General features: G+C 67.2%; 18 protein-coding genes and 2 tRNA genes. 14 read left to right on the top strand and 6 right to left on the bottom strand.

The window, feature by feature from the left end:
• Position 1 precedes the first annotated feature (1 nt).
• The 7 genes from recF (at position 2) to LLS1_RS00540 (ending at position 7,041) form a co-directional block, all read left to right on the top strand.
• On the top strand, positions 2-1,168 hold the full coding sequence (gene recF / locus LLS1_RS00570; protein ID WP_226653139.1) for a DNA replication/repair protein RecF: 1,167 nt from the start codon (positions 2-4) through the stop codon (positions 1,166-1,168).
• Positions 1,161-1,676: a DUF721 domain-containing protein gene (locus tag LLS1_RS00565; protein ID WP_226653138.1), complete on the top strand. Its 516-nt coding sequence runs from the start codon at positions 1,161-1,163 to the stop codon at positions 1,674-1,676. The genes recF and LLS1_RS00565 overlap by 8 nt, the downstream gene beginning before the upstream one ends.
• Before the next feature lie 123 nt (positions 1,677-1,799).
• Entirely contained in the window at positions 1,800-3,809 is a 2,010-nt protein-coding gene (gene gyrB / locus LLS1_RS00560) for a DNA topoisomerase (ATP-hydrolyzing) subunit B (RefSeq protein WP_226653137.1), read from the top strand.
• Positions 3,810-3,852: 43 nt separating this feature from the next.
• On the top strand, positions 3,853-6,411 hold the full coding sequence (gene gyrA, locus LLS1_RS00555; RefSeq protein ID WP_226653587.1) for a DNA gyrase subunit A: 2,559 nt from the start codon (positions 3,853-3,855) through the stop codon (positions 6,409-6,411).
• Entirely contained in the window at positions 6,401-6,814 is a 414-nt protein-coding gene (locus tag LLS1_RS00550) for a DUF3566 domain-containing protein (RefSeq protein ID WP_025159241.1), read from the top strand. The genes gyrA and LLS1_RS00550 overlap by 11 nt, the downstream gene beginning before the upstream one ends.
• Positions 6,815-6,880: 66 nt before the next feature.
• Positions 6,881-6,957: transfer RNA gene (locus LLS1_RS00545), tRNA-Ile, on the top strand.
• 11 nt (positions 6,958-6,968) lie between these two features.
• Positions 6,969-7,041 (top strand) — tRNA-Ala (locus tag LLS1_RS00540).
• 7 nt (positions 7,042-7,048) lie between these two features.
• On the opposite strand, the gene LLS1_RS00535 is transcribed toward LLS1_RS00540, so the two are convergent.
• A complete protein-coding gene (locus LLS1_RS00535; RefSeq protein ID WP_223358757.1) occupies positions 7,049-7,513 on the bottom strand; it encodes an Lrp/AsnC family transcriptional regulator in 465 nt (154 codons plus the stop codon).
• Between the two features lie 93 nt (positions 7,514-7,606).
• Here LLS1_RS00535 and LLS1_RS00530 point away from each other — a divergent pair, with 93 nt between their 5' ends.
• Positions 7,607-8,038, top strand: a complete 432-nt coding sequence (locus tag LLS1_RS00530) for a rhodanese-like domain-containing protein (protein WP_226653136.1) — start codon at positions 7,607-7,609, stop codon at positions 8,036-8,038.
• A gap of 18 nt (positions 8,039-8,056) precedes the next feature.
• Here LLS1_RS00530 and LLS1_RS00525 read toward each other — a convergent pair whose 3' ends face one another.
• Complete coding sequence (locus tag LLS1_RS00525) at positions 8,057-8,920, bottom strand: Fpg/Nei family DNA glycosylase (protein ID WP_226653135.1); 864 nt, start codon at positions 8,918-8,920, stop codon at positions 8,057-8,059.
• 47 nt (positions 8,921-8,967) lie between these two features.
• Between LLS1_RS00525 and LLS1_RS00520 the strand changes: the two genes are divergently transcribed.
• Positions 8,968-9,384, top strand: coding sequence for an NUDIX hydrolase (locus tag LLS1_RS00520; protein ID WP_226653134.1), 417 nt, complete (start codon positions 8,968-8,970; stop codon positions 9,382-9,384).
• Between the two features lie 19 nt (positions 9,385-9,403).
• Here LLS1_RS00520 and LLS1_RS00515 read toward each other — a convergent pair whose 3' ends face one another.
• Together LLS1_RS00515 and LLS1_RS00510 are read right to left on the bottom strand one after the other, a co-directional pair.
• Complete coding sequence (locus tag LLS1_RS00515; protein WP_223358764.1) at positions 9,404-9,604, bottom strand: PspC domain-containing protein; 201 nt, start codon at positions 9,602-9,604, stop codon at positions 9,404-9,406.
• A 108-nt stretch (positions 9,605-9,712) separates the two neighbouring features.
• Positions 9,713-10,255, bottom strand: a complete 543-nt coding sequence (locus LLS1_RS00510) for a hypothetical protein (RefSeq protein ID WP_223358766.1) — start codon at positions 10,253-10,255, stop codon at positions 9,713-9,715.
• A gap of 124 nt (positions 10,256-10,379) precedes the next feature.
• Between LLS1_RS00510 and LLS1_RS00505 the strand changes: the two genes are divergently transcribed.
• On the top strand, positions 10,380-10,919 hold the full coding sequence (locus LLS1_RS00505; protein WP_223358768.1) for a peptidylprolyl isomerase: 540 nt from the start codon (positions 10,380-10,382) through the stop codon (positions 10,917-10,919).
• Between the two features lie 24 nt (positions 10,920-10,943).
• Entirely contained in the window at positions 10,944-11,780 is an 837-nt protein-coding gene (locus LLS1_RS00500; protein ID WP_226653133.1) for a rhomboid family intramembrane serine protease, read from the top strand.
• Between the two features lie 246 nt (positions 11,781-12,026).
• Here the strand turns inward: LLS1_RS00500 and LLS1_RS00495 are convergent, their stop codons facing one another.
• Complete coding sequence (locus tag LLS1_RS00495) at positions 12,027-12,278, bottom strand: cell division protein CrgA (protein WP_223358771.1); 252 nt, start codon at positions 12,276-12,278, stop codon at positions 12,027-12,029.
• Between the two features lie 64 nt (positions 12,279-12,342).
• On the opposite strand from LLS1_RS00495, the gene LLS1_RS00490 reads away from it, so the two are divergent.
• The 3 genes from LLS1_RS00490 to LLS1_RS00480 are packed head-to-tail and all read left to right on the top strand — an operon-like array spanning position 12,343 to position 13,965.
• On the top strand, positions 12,343-13,170 hold the full coding sequence (locus LLS1_RS00490; RefSeq protein WP_226653132.1) for a class E sortase: 828 nt from the start codon (positions 12,343-12,345) through the stop codon (positions 13,168-13,170).
• Between the two features lies 1 nt (position 13,171).
• On the top strand, positions 13,172-13,330 hold the full coding sequence (locus tag LLS1_RS00485) for a hypothetical protein (RefSeq protein ID WP_223358775.1): 159 nt from the start codon (positions 13,172-13,174) through the stop codon (positions 13,328-13,330).
• Positions 13,327-13,965 (top strand): aminodeoxychorismate/anthranilate synthase component II, encoded by a 639-nt coding sequence (locus tag LLS1_RS00480; protein ID WP_226653131.1) that lies wholly within the window; start codon positions 13,327-13,329, stop codon positions 13,963-13,965. The genes LLS1_RS00485 and LLS1_RS00480 overlap by 4 nt, the downstream gene beginning before the upstream one ends.
• Positions 13,966-14,025: 60 nt before the next feature.
• Here the strand turns inward: LLS1_RS00480 and pknB are convergent, their stop codons facing one another.
• Complete coding sequence (gene pknB / locus LLS1_RS00475; protein ID WP_223358778.1) at positions 14,026-15,720, bottom strand: Stk1 family PASTA domain-containing Ser/Thr kinase; 1,695 nt, start codon at positions 15,718-15,720, stop codon at positions 14,026-14,028.
• Between the last annotated feature and the right edge of the window lie 45 nt (positions 15,721-15,765).

Genomic DNA, 15,765 nt, shown 5'->3' with positions numbered 1-15,765 from the left:
TGTGCGAGTTACACATCTCTCCCTGACCGACTTCCGCAACTATCGCACTGCGGAGGTGCCGTTCGCGGCCGGCGCGAATCTGTTCGTCGGCCGCAACGGCCAGGGGAAGACGAATCTGGTCGAGTCGCTCGGCTACCTGAGCACCCTCGGGTCGCATCGGGTGTCGAGCGACCAGGCCATGATCCGCAAAGGGGCGGACTCCGCGATCGTGCGTTCCCGCATCCAGCACGAGGGGCGTGAACTCCTCGTCGAAGTGCAGCTGAACCGCGGGACGCCCAACCGAGCGCAGGTGAATCGCGCGGCGATCAAGCCACGCGAGCTGCCGCGATACTTCTCGAGCGTGCTGTTCGCCCCCGAAGACCTCTCCCTGGTGCGCGGGGAGCCGGGGATCCGCCGGCGGTTCCTCGATCAGCTGCTCATCCAGAGGAACCCGCGGTTCGCCGCCGTGATCGCGGACTACGAGCGCGTGCTCAAGCAGCGCAACACCCTCCTGAAGTCGGCGCGTGCCTCGCGCGTCAAAGCCGACCAGCTCGGGACGCTCGACATCTGGGACGACCGGCTGATCTCCCTCGGCGCCGAGCTCATCGACGCGCGTCTGGATCTGATCGCGCGACTCAGCGACCCGCTCGTCGCGGCGTATCGCTCGGTCGCCGGGGACGATCACCATCCCCGCCTCCTCCCGCAGCTGACCATCCGTGGCGCGCATGTCGAGGACGACGAGGACGGTGACGCCGACGTTGTAACCGACTCGTCTGGTTTCGAGACGGCGGAACTCTTCCGCCAGGCGCTCACCGCGGTGCGACCCAAGGAGCTCGAGCGCGGGTTGACGCTCGTCGGACCGCATCGCGACGATCTGCTCTTCGAGCTCAACGGCCTGCCCGCGAAGGGCTACGCGAGTCACGGCGAGTCGTGGTCCTTCGCCCTTGCGCTGAAGCTCGCCTCGGCCGAGTTGCTGCGGCACGAGTCGACCACAGGGGACCCGGTGCTCATACTCGACGACGTCTTCGCCGAGCTCGACCAGACCCGGCGCCGGATGCTCGCAACCGCCGTAGGAGGTTACGAGCAGGTGCTCATCACCGCGGCCGTCTACGACGACGTGCCCGAGGCGCTGGCCGCGCACACCGTCCGGATCGAGGCGGGGGCCGTGGTGGAGGCGACCGATGCCTGAGCGGACCGGGGCATCCGGCGCACCGGGGCCGTTGGATGAGGCGTCGAGCGTCTACCTCCGCATGAAGGAGCTCTTCACGGGGACGCCGTCGCGCAGACGTCGCGCAACGGTGCGACAGGACGAGGTCGGCGGCAGCAAGCCGTTCGGCTCGGGACGCGACCCGCGTGGGCTCGGGGACGTCGTCGACGCCCTCGCCGCTCAGCTGGGCTGGACCTCCGCTCTCGCGCAGTCCGACCTCCTCGAGGGGTGGCGCGAACTCGCCGGCGAGGAGACCGCGAGACACGCCATCCCGGACGCCATCTCCGACGGGGTCCTCGTCGTGCGCTGCGAGTCGACCGCGTGGGCGACGCAGCTCCGGATGATGCGCCAGGAGCTGCTGGTGCGCATCGGTGAACGGTTCCCTGAGGCCGACATCCAATCGATCCGGTTTCAGGGGCCGGACGCCCCCTCGTGGAAACGTGGTCCCAGGTCGATTCCAGGGCGCGGCCCACGCGACACTTACGGTTGAGTGCACAAAAGAGGTAGGCCGAGCGAAGAAAACGCGTCAGAAGGGCATTTTCCGCCATTTCCCCATTCCGCCCACGGTAGAATGGAGAGTCACTGTTGAGTGCGGTCAGGAGCCTAATTTCATATGACGATGGAACCGAACGGGACCGAGGCGGAACACGACTACGGCGCGAATGAGATCCAGATCCTCGAGGGTCTCGAAGCCGTCCGCAAGCGACCCGGAATGTACATCGGTTCCACTGGTCCCCGCGGTCTGCACCACCTGGTCTACGAGATCGTCGACAACTCGGTCGACGAGGCGCTCGCCGGTCACGCGGACAACATCGAGGTGACGATCCTCCCGGACGGCGCGGTGCGCGTGTTCGACAACGGCCGTGGCATCCCCGTCGACGAGCACCCGGTGCAGAAGAAGTCGACCGTGGAGGTCGTGCTCACCATCCTGCACGCCGGCGGCAAGTTCGGCGGCGGCGGGTACGCGGTCTCGGGCGGCCTGCACGGTGTCGGCAGCTCGGTGGTCAACGCGCTGTCCTCCCGGCTCGACGTCGAGGTGCGCCGCCAGGGCTTCTCCTGGCACCAGAGCTACCGGAATGGCGTGCCGGAGGCCCCGCTCGCGCAGGGCACACCGACCGACGAGACCGGCACGACCATCACCTTCTGGCCGAGCACGGACACCTTCGAGACCGTCGTGTTCGACTACGACACCCTGCGCACCCGTTTCCAGCAGATGGCGTTCCTCAACAAGGGGCTGCGCATCGCGATCACGGACGAGCGCGCCCCGGAGATCGTGCCCGTGGAAGGGGAGGTCGACGAGGAGGGCGAGGAGTTCACCGCTCGCAGTGAGGTCTTCCTCTACGAGCAAGGTCTCACCGACTACGTTCACTACCTCAACTCGGCCAAGAAGGCGGAGGTCGTGCACGACGAGATCATCTCGTTCGAGTCCGAGGACACGGAGCGCAAGATCGCCCTCGAGGTCGCCATGCAGTGGACGACGAGCTACAACGAGAGCGTCTTCACCTACGCCAACACGATCAACACCCACGAGGGCGGAACCCACGAAGAGGGTTTCCGCGCCGCGCTGACCACGCTGGTGAACAAGTACGCGCGTGAGAAGAACATCCTCAAGGAGAAGGACGACAACCTCTCCGGCGACGACGTGCGCGAGGGTCTCACCGCGGTCATCTCGGTGAAGCTCTCCGAGCCGCAGTTCGAGGGGCAGACCAAGACGAAGCTCGGCAACACGGAGGCGAAGGCGTTCGTGCAGAAGGTCGTCGGCGACCAGCTCTCCGACTGGTTCGATCGCAACCCGAACCAGGCCAAGGAGATCATCCGCAAGGCGCTGCAGGCCGCGACCGCCCGCATCGCCGCCCGCAAGGCGCGTGAGACCGCGCGCCGCAAGGGACTGCTCGAGAGCGGCGGGATGCCCGGCAAGCTCAAGGACTGCCAGTCGAAGGACCCGACGCTCTCGGAGATCTTCATCGTCGAGGGCGACTCGGCCGGCGGCTCCGCGGTACAGGGCCGCAACCCCGAGACGCAGGCGATCCTCCCGCTCCGCGGCAAGATCCTCAACGTCGAGAAGGCCCGGCTCGACCGTGCCCTCGCGAACAACGAGGTGCAGGCGATGATCACCGCGTTCGGCGCGGGCATCGGCGAGGACTTCAACCCCGAGAAGGCGCGGTACCACAAGATCGTCCTCATGGCCGACGCGGACGTCGACGGCCAGCACATCACCACGCTGCTGCTCACGCTGCTGTTCCGCTACATGCGGCCGATGATCGAGCTCGGCTACGTCTACCTGGCACAGCCACCGCTCTACCGGCTCAAGTGGTCGAACGCCGAGCACGAGTACGTCTACTCCGACCGCGAGCGCGACGCGTTCCTGTCGGATGGCCTCGCTGCCGGCAAGCGCATCCCGAAGGACAACGGCGTGCAGCGCTACAAGGGTCTCGGCGAGATGGACTACAAGGAGCTGTGGGAGACCACCATGAACCCGGAGACGCGCACGCTGCTCCAGGTGACGCTCGACGACGCGGCCGCTGCCGACGAGATCTTCGCCACACTGATGGGCGAGGACGTCGAGTCGCGCCGCTCGTTCATCCAGACGAACGCGAAGGACGTGCGGTTCCTTGACATCTGACGAATCGACGCCCGACGAGAACGGCACCACGGGAGAGAACATCGTGACGGACGAAGAGAACGCCGGCGCCGCTTTCGGCGTCCACGGCAAGATCGACCAGGTCGATCTGCAGTCGGAGATGAAGCGCTCCTACCTCGACTACGCCATGAGCGTCATCGTGGGTCGCGCGCTTCCGGAGGTGCGCGACGGCCTGAAGCCGGTGCACCGCCGTGTGATCTATGCGATGTTCGACGGCGGGTACCGTCCTGACAAGGCGTTCTCGAAGTGCGCCCGTGTGGTCGGCGACGTCATGGGCCAGTTCCACCCGCACGGCGACTCCGCGATCTACGACGCCCTCGTGCGTCTGGTGCAGCCGTGGAGCCTCCGCTACCCGCTCGCGCTCGGCCAGGGCAACTTCGGCTCGCCGGGCAACGACGGCGCCGCCGCCCCGCGGTACACCGAGACGAAGATGGCGCCGCTCGCGCTCGAGATGGTCCGCGACATCGACGAGGAGACCGTCGACTTCCAGGACAACTACGACGGCCGCACCCAGGAGCCGGCCGTGCTCCCGAGCCGGTTCCCGAACCTGCTGGTCAACGGCTCGGTCGGCATCGCGGTCGGCATGGCGACCAACATCCCGCCGCACAACCTGCGCGAGGTCGCGGACGGCGCGCTCTGGCACCTGGCGCACCCGGAGGCGTCTCGCGAGGAGCTCCTGGAGGAGCTGATCAAGCGAATCAAGGGACCGGACTTCCCGACCGGCGCGCAGATCCTGGGTGTCAAGGGCATCCAGGACACCTATCGCACCGGCCGCGGCTCCATCACGATGCGCGCCGTGGTCAGCATCGAGGAGATCCAGGGCCGCGTCTGCCTGGTGGTCACCGAGCTCCCTTACCAGGTCAACCCCGACAACCTCGCGATCAAGATCGCGGAACTGGTCAAGGACGGCCGCGTCGGCGGCATCGCCGACATCCGCGACGAGACCTCGGGCCGCACCGGGCAGCGCCTCGTCATCGTGCTCAAGCGCGACGCGGTGGCGAAGGTCGTGCTCAACAACCTGTACAAGCACACGCAGCTGCAGGAGAACTTCGGCGCCAACATGCTGGCGATCGTGGACAAGGTGCCCCGCACACTCGCACTCGACGGCTTCATCACCGCCTGGGTCGACCACCAGATCGAGGTCATCGTCCGCCGTACCCGGTTCCGCCTCCGCAAGAAGGAGGAGCGGGCCCACATCCTGCGCGGCTACCTCAAGGCGCTCGACGCGCTTGACGAGGTCATCGCCCTCATCCGTCGCTCGCCGACCGTGGAGGACGCCCGCGAGGGGCTCAAGTCGCTGCTCGACGTCGACGACATCCAGGCCGACGCCATCCTCGCGATGCAGCTGCGCCGTCTCGCCGCGCTCGAGCGCCAGAAGATCATCGAGGAGCACGACCAGATCGAGCTCGAGATCGCGGAGCTCAAGGCGATCCTCGAAGACCCGGCGCGCCAGCGCACGATCGTGAGCGAGGAGCTCGCCGAGATCGTCGAGCGGTTCGGCGACGACCGTCGCACGGAGATCATGTTCGGCTTCGACGGGGACATGAGCGTCGAAGACCTCATCCCCGAAGAGGAGATGGTCGTCACCGTCACCCGCGGCGGTTACATCAAGCGCACCCGCAGCGACAACTACCGTTCGCAGCACCGCGGCGGCAAGGGAGTGAAGGGCGCGCAGTTGCGCGGCGAAGACGTCGTCGACCACTTCTTCGTCACGACCACGCACCACTGGCTCCTCTTTTTCACGAACAAGGGCCGGGTCTACCGTGCGAAGGCGTACGAGGTGCAGGAGGCCGGCCGCGACGCGAAGGGCCAGCACGTCGCCAACCTGCTCGCGATGCAGCCGGACGAGGAGATCGCCGAGATCCTGGACATCCGGGACTACGAGGCGGCGAAGTACCTGGTGCTCGCCACCCGCGACGGCCTCATCAAGAAGACCGCACTGAGCGAGTACGACACGAACCGCTCCGGCGGCATCATCGCGATCAAGCTCCGCGAGGAGGACGAGCTCGTCTCGGCGCTGCTGGTGGAAGAAGACTCGGACCTGCTTCTCGTCTCGCGCAAGGGAATGTCCATCCGCTTCACCGCCTCCGACAACGCGCTGCGCCCGATGGGCCGCTCGACCTCCGGTGTGATCGGCATGCACTTCCGCGGGGAGGACAGCCTGCTCGACGCCTCCGTGGTCTCCGACGAGGGATACGTCTTCGTGGTGACCGAGGGCGGATACGCGAAGCGCACCTCCGCCGACCAGTACCGGCTCCAGAACCGCGGCGGTCTGGGCATCAAGGTCGCCAAACTGAGCGATGATCGGGGCGATCTCGTGGGTGCCCTGATCGTCGAGGAGGACGACGAGGTCTTGGTGGTTCTTGCCAGCGGCAAGGTGGTACGCTCTGCCGTGGCCGAGGTACCCGCCAAGGGCCGTGACACCATGGGTGTCGTCTTTGCACGTTTCGCCGAGTCCGACAAGATCATCGCTCTGGCGAAGAACACCGAGCGCAACCTCGATTCGCAGGATCCAGCCGATGACCAGTCTGATGGGTCAGAATCGGAGGCCGTCGGGAAGGAAGAGACCGTAGATGAGCAGTAGCGTCGCCGAGAAACTGGCCAAGAAGTCGTCGCGCCGGCCCGCATCCTCCAAGCAGGTGCGGCTCAAGCTGGTGTACATCGACTTCTGGTCGACCGTGAAGCTCTCGTTCCTCGCCGGCATCTGCCTCGCGATCATCGCGATCGTCGGAACCTTCCTGATCTGGACCGTCCTCGACCGCACCGGGATCTTCGACCAGGTGAACAGCCTGGTGAAGGACATCTCCGGTGCCGGCGGCGGCGACCTGCGCGCCGTGCTCGGGCTGGGCCAGGTGATGGGCTTCTCGCTCGTGGTGGCCATCCTCGACATCGTCGTGGTCACCGCTCTCGGAGCGGTCTTCGCACTCCTCTACAACCTCTCGGTGAAGATCACAGGCGGCCTGCTCGTCGGCTTCACCAACAACTGAACGGCGGGGTCTACTCGATTTCGTTTGCGGTGACAGATCGGTTATTCTCTTATCTGTTGCCCATTCGGGGATATAGCTCAGGCGGTTAGAGCGCTTCGCTGATAACGAAGAGGTCCGAGGTTCAAGTCCTCGTATCCCCACCATCCACCCACCCGGGGCCTTAGCTCAGTTGGTAGAGCGCCTGCTTTGCAAGCAGGATGTCAGGAGTTCGAATCTCCTAGGCTCCACCCTCACTCACTCGCTCGGCGGTTCGATCGGCCGGGCCGGGAACGGACTCGAGTACGCGATGCTCGTCGTCACGCTGCCGAGGGTTCCGATCGTGCCGCTCACCCGTTCGAGGTGGCGCATGGATGTGGCCACCACTTTCAGGATGAAGCAGTCGTCGCCGGTGACGTGGTGGGCTTCCACGACCTCGGGTGTCCCCGCGAGCAGATCGTGGAGCGGGCCGTAGACGCTGCTCGGGTAGCGGAGGCGCAGATAGGCCAGGATGCCGTACCCCAGGCGTTCCGGATCGACGACGGCACGATAGCCGGTGATGACCCCGGCATCCTCCAACCGGCGGACGCGTTCGGCGACCGCACTGCCCGACATGTGGACGGTGCGCGCCAGCTCGGCGATGGACTGCCGCCCGTCGCGCTGCAGCTCGCTGAGCAGGGAGCGGTCGACGGCATCGACCTCGAACGGCGGATTAGCGGGCATGAGGCGATTCTTCCACGCGATTCACGGTGTCGTCCGGCGAACGCCGTTCAACTCCTGTTCAGTTCGCAGCGCGGCCGCTCTAGCGTTGTGTGCATGACGAACACGACCGAGGCCTCGCGCCATTTCGCCGCCAAGCTCCGCTTCGAGACGGATCCCTCCGACGTGCGTGCCGCTCAGGAGGCGGGGGAGCGGTTCGCTCTGATCGACACCCGCGGGGAGGCCGCGTGGCGGCAGGGACGGGCGATCGGTGCGATCCACCTCCCGACCGCGGAGATCGCCGAGCGTGCCGCGCGGGTGGTCGAGCCCGGTATTCCGGTGGTCGTCTATTGCTGGGGTCCGGGATGCAACGGCTCGACCAAGGCCGCTCTCGCGTTCAGCCTGCAGGGTTACGAGGTGCGCGAGATGATCGGCGGCTTCGAGTACTGGGCGCGGGAAGGGCTGCCCGTGGAAGACGACCACGGCGACGTCACGCGCGCGGCGGACCCTCTGACGGCACCGGTCGACGGGATCAGCTGCGCCTGCTGACGACGGAAGCCGTGCCGCTCACTTCACGAGCCGGGAGAGCACGCGATCCGCGAGCGGCTTGCCACCCGTCTGGCAGGTGGGGCAGTACTGGAGGGTGGAGTCGGCGAAGATGACCTGGCGGATCGTGTCCCCGCACACCGGGCAGGGCTCGCCGGTACGACCGTGGACGCGCAGCCCCGACTTCTTCTCGCTCTTGAGCTCCGAAGCGGCGAGACCGTCGGCACGGGCGAGTGCCTCCCGGAGAGTCGACTGCATCGCGTCGTAGAGCCGATCGAGCTCGTCGTCGGACATGGCGGCCGGCTTGAACGGCGACATCCGCGCCGCATGCAGGATCTCGTCCGAGTAGGCGTTGCCGATGCCGGCGATCACCGACTGATTGCGCAGCACGCCCTTGATCTGCGCGCGGCCCTGCCCGGCGAGGATCCTCGCGAACGCGTCGCGCGTGAAAGACGCGTCGAGCGGGTCCGGACCGAGTCGCGCGATGCCAGGGACGTCCGACGGATCCCGCACCACGGAGATCGATAGGCTCTTCTTCGTGCCGGCCTCGGTGATGTCGAGGCCGGAGCCGTCGTCGAGCACGAGGCGCGCGGCGAGAGGCCCCTTTCCGGGGCGACCGGACGGCGGCGGCGGAGGGGTCTCGCGCCACCGGATCCACCCCGCCCGGGCCAGATGGAGGACGACGTGGAGGTCGCCCGCTGAGACGTCGAGGAACTTGCCGTGCCGCGAGACGCCCGCGATGGTGAGGCCATGCAGCGCTTCCACCGGCGGATCGAACGTCTTCAGCGCCGCGAAAGCGGAGATCGTCAGCCGGTCGATGACACGTCCGGTCAGCCGCGCGTTCAGATCGGCGGCGAGGGCGGTGACTTCCGGCAGTTCGGGCACCACCCCATACTGCTCCTCTCCGCCGACAACGGCAGTAGGGTGTCGCCATGGATATCAGGGTCGCCGCGTACGGCGTCATCGTGGATGACGGTCGCATCCTGCTCGCCCACTGGAACGAAGGCGGACGTTCGGGATGGACGCTGCCGGGCGGCGGCATCGATCCCGGGGAGGATCCGGTGGATGCCGTCGTGCGTGAGATCGCGGAGGAGACCGGCTACGCGGCGGACGCCGGAGACCTGCTCGGCATCGATTCCAAGGTGGTCCCGGCGGAGCAGCGGTTCACACCGGATGCCGGACCATTGCATGCGCTGCGCATCGTCTACCGGGCAACGGTCGTGAGCGGCACGCTGACGAACGAGCGGGACGGGTCGACGGACGAGGCGGCGTGGTTCCGGCTGGACGCCATCCCGAACCGGCGGGTCGATCTCGTCGACGTGGCGCTCGGCCTGGCTGGCCTGCGCTGAGCCGGGGGCTGCGAGCCGATCAGACGGTGACGACGTCGCGTCGTTCGCTCGGGATGATGATCCACATCGCGATGTAGGCGATGAACTGCGGGCCCGGAAGCAGGCACGAAAGCAGGAAGAGCACGCGGACCGTCGTCGGCGTCAGGCCGAAGCGCTGCGCGAGGCCCGCGCAGACGCCGCCGAGGACGCGGCCGTGGAGGGGACGCTGGAGGATGTTCATGTCTCCAGCTTCGCCGCCCTCGCACCGATCCGCTATCGGGGTAACCCCCGAACGCACCCCGAGACCCCGTCCCGTCGGGACGAGGTCTCGGAGAGGTGAGTCGTGGTGCTACTCGGCGGCGGGGGCCGTGGGCTCCTCGTCGGCGACCCACAGCTCGTCGTCGGCGCGGAACGTCTGCCAGACCGCGTAGAGCACGCCCACGGCGGCGATGGCTCCGAGGCTGATGGCGACGATGGTGCCTGCACCCGGGCCGCTCTTCTTCGCAGGGACCTTCACCTTGCGGGTGATCTCCTTGCGCGCCTTGGCGAAGTCGCCGCTGAAGGCCGCGGCTCGAGCAGCGCGAGCGTGGTCCACCACCGAGAGGGCCGTACCGACCGCGGATCCGACGGCGGGGATGACATCGCCGACGAAACGATCGCGCGCCGCGCCCGCGACCTTGCCAGCGGTTTCTGCGGCCGGGCGCACGTACGAGTCGTAGCCCTCACGAACGCGCGGTGCGATCTCCTCGCGGGTGTAGTAGGCGGCCTGCTTGCGGGCTTCGGCAGCCACGGAGTTCGCGTGCGCGAGCACCTCCTGCTGCTGCCCCCACAGCTCTTCCGCGCTGCTGCGCAGGCGCTTGAGCTCCTTCTTGCGCTTCCGTGTCAGGCTCATCCTGGACCTCCATTGCGTCGGAATAGCGAACCGACTCCATCTTGCCACCGAAAGGGCTGGGGATGGACCGAGAGGTCAAGTCCTCTGCGGATAACCAGCTAACCCCCTGTGTAAGAATTGGGCCATGTCTAAGCACACCGCCGTCGCCACGCTCCACACCAACTACGGAGACATCAAGGTCAACCTCTACGGCAACCACGCGCCGAAGACGGTGCGCAACTTCGTCGGCCTGGCGACCGGTGAGATCGAGTGGACCCACCCGGCGACCGGCGAGAAGACCAGCACGCCGCTCTACGACGGCGTGATCTTCCACCGCATCATCCCCGGCTTCATGATCCAGGGCGGCGACCCGCTCGGCCAGGGAATCGGCGGACCGGGCTACCAGTTCGACGACGAGATCAACCCCGAGCTCGACTTCACGCAGCCGTACATCCTCGCCATGGCCAACGCCGGCATCCAGGGCGGCCGCGGCACCAACGGCTCGCAGTTCTTCATCACCGTCGGACCGACCACGTGGCTGCAGGGCAAGCACACCATCTTCGGCGAGGTCGCGGACGACGCGTCGCGCAAGATCGTCGACAAGCTCGCCGAGGTGCCGACCGACGCGCGTGACCGGCCGCTCGACGACGTCGTCATCGAGTCGGTCGAGATCGAGCAGGTCTGAGACCGGACGGGCGAGTCAGCGGAGATGTCTCAGCCCGTCGACGCGCGAGCGAGCTATTGCTATCGGCATCCGGACCGCGTCAGCTATGTGCTGTGCCAGCGCTGCGGGCGCACGATCTGCGGTGAGTGCCAGACGCAGGGCGCGGTCGGCGTCTTCTGCCCGGAGTGCATGGCGGAGCAGCGCGCCACGGCGCCGAAGACCAAGCCGGCCTGGATCCCGCGGCTGACCGGCCAGGGCGCGCCCGTCGTCACCTACGCGATCATCGCGCTGTGCGCCGTCGTGTTCATCCTGCAGTCGCTGCCCGTGGTCGGGTCCGAGGTGACCCGCGCCATCCAGTACGCCGGCGTCTACTCGGATCCGCGGGCGTTCGAGCCGTGGCGGCTGCTGACGTCGGTGTTCGCACACGCGAGCATCATCCACATCCTGCTCAACATGTACACGCTGTGGATCTTCGGCAGCGTCCTCGAGCCGATGCTCGGGAGGCTGCGCTTTCTCGGCCTGTTCCTCATCAGCGGGTTCGCGGGGTCGGTCGGCGTGCTGCTGCTGAGCAGTCCCCTGCAGCCGGTGGTCGGCGCGTCCGGGGCCATCTTCGGCATGTTCGGCGCCTTCTTCATCATCCAGCGGAGACTCGGCGGCAATGCCACGCAGATCCTCGTGCTGGTGGCGCTCAACATCGGCATCGGATTCCTGCCCGGTCTCAACATCGCGTGGCAGGCGCACGTCGGCGGGTTGATCGGGGGCATCCTGGTGGGACTCATCTACGTGGAGACGCGCAAGCCCTCCCGGCGCAGACTCCAGCTGCCGCTGGTCATCGTGCTGTGCCTCCTGCTGATCGCCTTGAGCCTGATCCGCTTCCTCTGATCCGCGTCGTCGAGCGGTCGTCCGCATTCCCCACAAGGCGTGGATAAGTTATCCACAGGGTTGTTAACAGTGGGGATAATTACACGGATGTAACTCTCCACAGGCTTATTAACACTGGGGAGAACGAGTGACAGTTCGTTGTCCTCAGTGTGGACAACAGCATGTGGATAACTGTGGAAACGAAGAAGCCCGGTCCAGAGCGGACCGGGCTTCTCGACGCGCAGCGTCACAGGCGGGGGAGCGGCGTCACCGCCACCGGGTGGTCATGAGGAAGCCGATGAAGGCGATGCCGAAACCGACGAGGATGTTCCACGCGCCGAGGGCGGGGATGGGGTACTGGTTCTGGCTGACATAGAAGACGATGATCCACACCAGGCCGAGCAGCATGAAGCCGAACATCACCGGCTTGAACCACACCGGGTTCGGCGCCTCCTCTCCGGAGGCGGAGGCGATCCGCGCGCTGCGCTCGGGCTTGGTCTTCGTCTTGCTGCGTGCCATAGCACAACAGTGTAGCGGGACCGGTCTGGGCGTTCCGCCAGCTTTTCCTCCTAGAATCTCCCATATGGCGGACCCGACCGAACCCGAGCTGCGTCGCCCGCGCGGAACCGAGCGTCGTGGCGGCCGGAGCCGGGGCACGAAGCAGCGCAAGCCGCACCGACATCCCACCGTCGTCGGCGTGCTCGGCGAGATCCTCATCACGGCCGGTGTGCTCGTCCTGCTCTTCCTCGGCTGGCAGATGTGGTGGAACAACCTCGTCGTCGACAAGCAGCAGAGTTCTGCGGCCGCCAGCCAGAGCCAGCAGTGGATCGATGACGCTCTGAAGGCGCCGAAGCCGACTCCGACACCCGATGAGAACGGGAAGATCGACATCCCGGTGATGGCGAAGCCGGCCGACTACCAGGCCTTCGCGGTCATCTACATCCCGCGTCTCGGCGCCGACTGGAAGCGGACGATCCGCCAGACCGTCGACGTCGAGAAGGTCCTCAACAGCTACACCGCCGGCGTCGGGCACTACGCCGACACCCAGATGCCCGGCCAGATCGGCAATTTCGCCGTCGCCGGCCACGACAGCGGGTGGGGCAACACCTTCATCGACCTGTCGAAGCTGCACATCGGCGACAAGATCTACGTGCAGACGCAGGACGGCTGGTACACCTACGTGTTCCGTAACTTCGAGTACGTGCAGCCGTCGGCCGTGCAGGTGCTCCTGCCCGTCCCCCGGCAGCCCGAGGCGACACCGACGGAGCGGCTCATGACGATCACGACGTGCAACCCGCCGTTCGCGGCCGGGGAGCGGCTCATCGCCTACAACGTCTTCGACAACTACGCCCCGCCCCAGGACGTTCCGAGCGAGATCGCCGCCGTCGTGGGCGCCGGCCAGGGAGGCTGACATGTACGCAGCGCTGTGGCGCATCCTGCCGGGACCGGTGTGGGTGCGCATCCTCATCCTGTTGGTCCTCGTGGTCGCCATCCTGTTCGTCCTGGTGACCTGGGTCTTCCCGTGGGTGGATTCGCTCTTGGGTCCACAGGAAGGTACCGTGGGGCCGTGACCCGCGTACTCGTCATCGACAACTACGACAGCTTCGTCTACACGCTGAACGGCTACCTCCGGGAGCTCGGCGCGCAGACGGAGGTCGTGCGCAACGACGACATCGCCACGGCCGACATCCCGGCACGTCTCGCCGAGTACGACGCGGTGCTGATCTCACCCGGACCGGGCACGCCCGCGGACGCCGGCATCTCGATCCCGGTGGTCGAGCAGGCCCTCGCGACAGGCCAGCCCCTGCTCGGAGTCTGCCTGGGGCACCAGGCGATCGCCGAGGCGTTCGGTGGGGTCGTCACCAACGCCGAGGAGCTGATGCACGGCAAGACGTCGCAGGTCGGGCATGACGGCAGCACGCTCTTCGATGGCGTCCCCCAGCCGTTCACCGCGACGCGCTACCACTCGCTCGCGGTCGTGGACGGCACGCTCCCCGAGGAGCTCGTCGTCACGGCACGTACGCCGGGCGGCGTCATCATGGCTCTCGAGCACCGCGAGGCGCCGATCTACGGTGTGCAGTTCCACCCGGAGTCGGTGCTCACCGAAGGCGGCTACCGGATGCTTGGCAACTGGCTCGAGGTCGCCGGACTGGCCGGTGCGGCCGAGGCGTCACGCGCCCTGAACCCGCTGGTCAAGCTGGGCTGAGACCGCTCGACTCGGAGGGCCGGGCCTTCTCGCTGCGCACGGCGCAGGCGTTCGGCCGGCTCAGCCCGAGCAGTAGGTCAGATCGACCGTCGAACCCTGCGGGACATCGCCCGGGGCGACCGATTGCGAGTGCACCAACGGGGCGCCTGTGTCCTGCGGGCACGACGAGTCGGGTTTCGGGTTCGCTGTGAGCCCGAGCTGCGAGAGGATGCCTGTCGCAGCCTGGATGGTCTGCCCTGTGAGGTCGGAGAGCGTCACCTTGCCGCTCGAGATCGTGAGCGAGACCGGGTCGCCCTCATGCGCGTTCCCGGGCGACGTCGGGTCTGTGGAGATGACGATGTTCGCGGCCACCGACGACGAGTTCTCCGAGGTGACGGGACCGACGGTGAGTCCAGCCGCAGTGATGGCGGCCTTGGCGGCATCCAGCGTCATGTTGTGGACGTCAGGGACGCTCACGGTCTTCTTGCCCGTCGAAACGAACAGGTTGATCGTGTCGCCCGTCGCGACGACGATGCCCGCACCGGGGTCGCTGCGGATGATCTGGCCCTCGGGATAGGTCGAGCTCGTCTCAGTGGTCTGCGTCCACTTGAGCTTCATCTTCTCGAGGGCGGCGGTGGCCTGATCGACCGTCTGCCCGGAGAGACTCGGCACGGTGCGCGACGTCTCGGGCATCGTCGTCGTGGGGGCGAGGCGCAGCACCCAGGCGAGCACGGCGACGATGACCACGGCCATCACCGCGATGCCGGCCCAGATCCAGATGACCGGAGGGCGGCGCTGGGTGCGCGTCATCGTCTGGTCCTCGGCGAGCTGGCGGAACGCGGCCTCCGGGCCCGACACCGAGCTCGGCGGGGCGCCGAACAGCGTCTCGGCGAACTCGTCGGTCTCCTTGTGGACGGGAACGCGGCCGGCGGCGGCCTCCTCGAGGTCGGCGCGGAACTCGGCGACCGTCTGGTAGCGCTCGAAGCGGTCCTTGGTCAGCGCGCGCGCCACGACCACGTCCATCGCGGGCGAGACCTTGGGGTTGAGCGTGCTGGGCGCGACCGGCGTCTCGCTCACGTGCTGGTAGGCGACCGCGACCGGGGTGTCTCCCCGGAACGGCGGGCGGCCGGCGAGCATCTCGAACAGGACGACGCCGGTCGAGTAGAGGTCGGTGCGGGCGTCGACGGACTCGCCCTTCGCCTGCTCCGGCGAGAAGTAGCTCGCCGTGCCGAGCACGGCGGTAGTCTGCGCGACGGTCGCCGAGGAGTCGCTGATCGCCCGTGCGATGCCGAAGTCCATCACCTTGACCTGGCCGGTCTTGGTGATCATCACGTTGCCCGGCTTGATGTCGCGGTGAACGACCCCGGCGCGGTGGGAGTACTCGAGGGCCGTCAGGATGCCCTCGGTGATCCGCACGGCCTCCGAGACCTCCAGCGGCCCCTTCTTGATGAGGTCTTTCAGGAGGATGCCGTCGACGAACTCCATCACGATGAACGGGAGCTGGGCCTCGTGGCCATTGGGCTCGTGCACCGTCTCCTCGCCGGCGTCGAAGACGCGGACGATCGTGGGGTGCGCCATGCGGGCGGCGGCCTGGGCCTCCTGGCGGAAGCGTGTCCGGAAGGCCGGATCCGTCGCGAGCGAGGGCTTCAGGAGCTTGATCGCCACGGTGCGCCCGAGACGCGTGTCGGTGCCGCGGTGCACGTCGGACATGCCCCCGCGCCCGACCAGTTCGCCCAGCTGATATCGGCCTGCGAGCAGGCGGCTATCTGGGCTCAATGCGGACTCCTTCTCAGGCGGTGGCTGTCGGCTAGTGTAGCGGGC

Source organism: Leifsonia sp. LS1, from assembly GCF_020521355.1.
Lineage (GTDB): Bacteria > Actinomycetota > Actinomycetes > Actinomycetales > Microbacteriaceae > Leifsonia.
The sequence above is the reverse complement of the archived record's forward strand: the minus strand, read 5'-3'. Positions and strand labels throughout refer to the sequence as shown.

Coding starts and splice junctions, on each gene's coding strand:
- LLS1_RS00500 (WP_226653133.1), top strand. CDS start 10,944: ATGTCTCAGCCCGTCGACGCGCGAGCGAGCTATTGCTATCGGCATCCG.
- gyrB (WP_226653137.1), top strand. CDS start 1,800: ATGACGATGGAACCGAACGGGACCGAGGCGGAACACGACTACGGCGCG.
- LLS1_RS00490 (WP_226653132.1), top strand. CDS start 12,343: ATGGCGGACCCGACCGAACCCGAGCTGCGTCGCCCGCGCGGAACCGAG.
- LLS1_RS00495 (WP_223358771.1), bottom strand. CDS start 12,278: ATGGCACGCAGCAAGACGAAGACCAAGCCCGAGCGCAGCGCGCGGATC.
- LLS1_RS00520 (WP_226653134.1), top strand. CDS start 8,968: ATGGATATCAGGGTCGCCGCGTACGGCGTCATCGTGGATGACGGTCGC.
- LLS1_RS00510 (WP_223358766.1), bottom strand. CDS start 10,255: ATGAGCCTGACACGGAAGCGCAAGAAGGAGCTCAAGCGCCTGCGCAGC.
- LLS1_RS00515 (WP_223358764.1), bottom strand. CDS start 9,604: ATGAACATCCTCCAGCGTCCCCTCCACGGCCGCGTCCTCGGCGGCGTC.
- LLS1_RS00550 (WP_025159241.1), top strand. CDS start 6,401: ATGAGCAGTAGCGTCGCCGAGAAACTGGCCAAGAAGTCGTCGCGCCGG.
- LLS1_RS00485 (WP_223358775.1), top strand. CDS start 13,172: ATGTACGCAGCGCTGTGGCGCATCCTGCCGGGACCGGTGTGGGTGCGC.
- LLS1_RS00530 (WP_226653136.1), top strand. CDS start 7,607: ATGACGAACACGACCGAGGCCTCGCGCCATTTCGCCGCCAAGCTCCGC.
- LLS1_RS00535 (WP_223358757.1), bottom strand. CDS start 7,513: ATGCCCGCTAATCCGCCGTTCGAGGTCGATGCCGTCGACCGCTCCCTG.
- LLS1_RS00565 (WP_226653138.1), top strand. CDS start 1,161: ATGCCTGAGCGGACCGGGGCATCCGGCGCACCGGGGCCGTTGGATGAG.
- LLS1_RS00505 (WP_223358768.1), top strand. CDS start 10,380: ATGTCTAAGCACACCGCCGTCGCCACGCTCCACACCAACTACGGAGAC.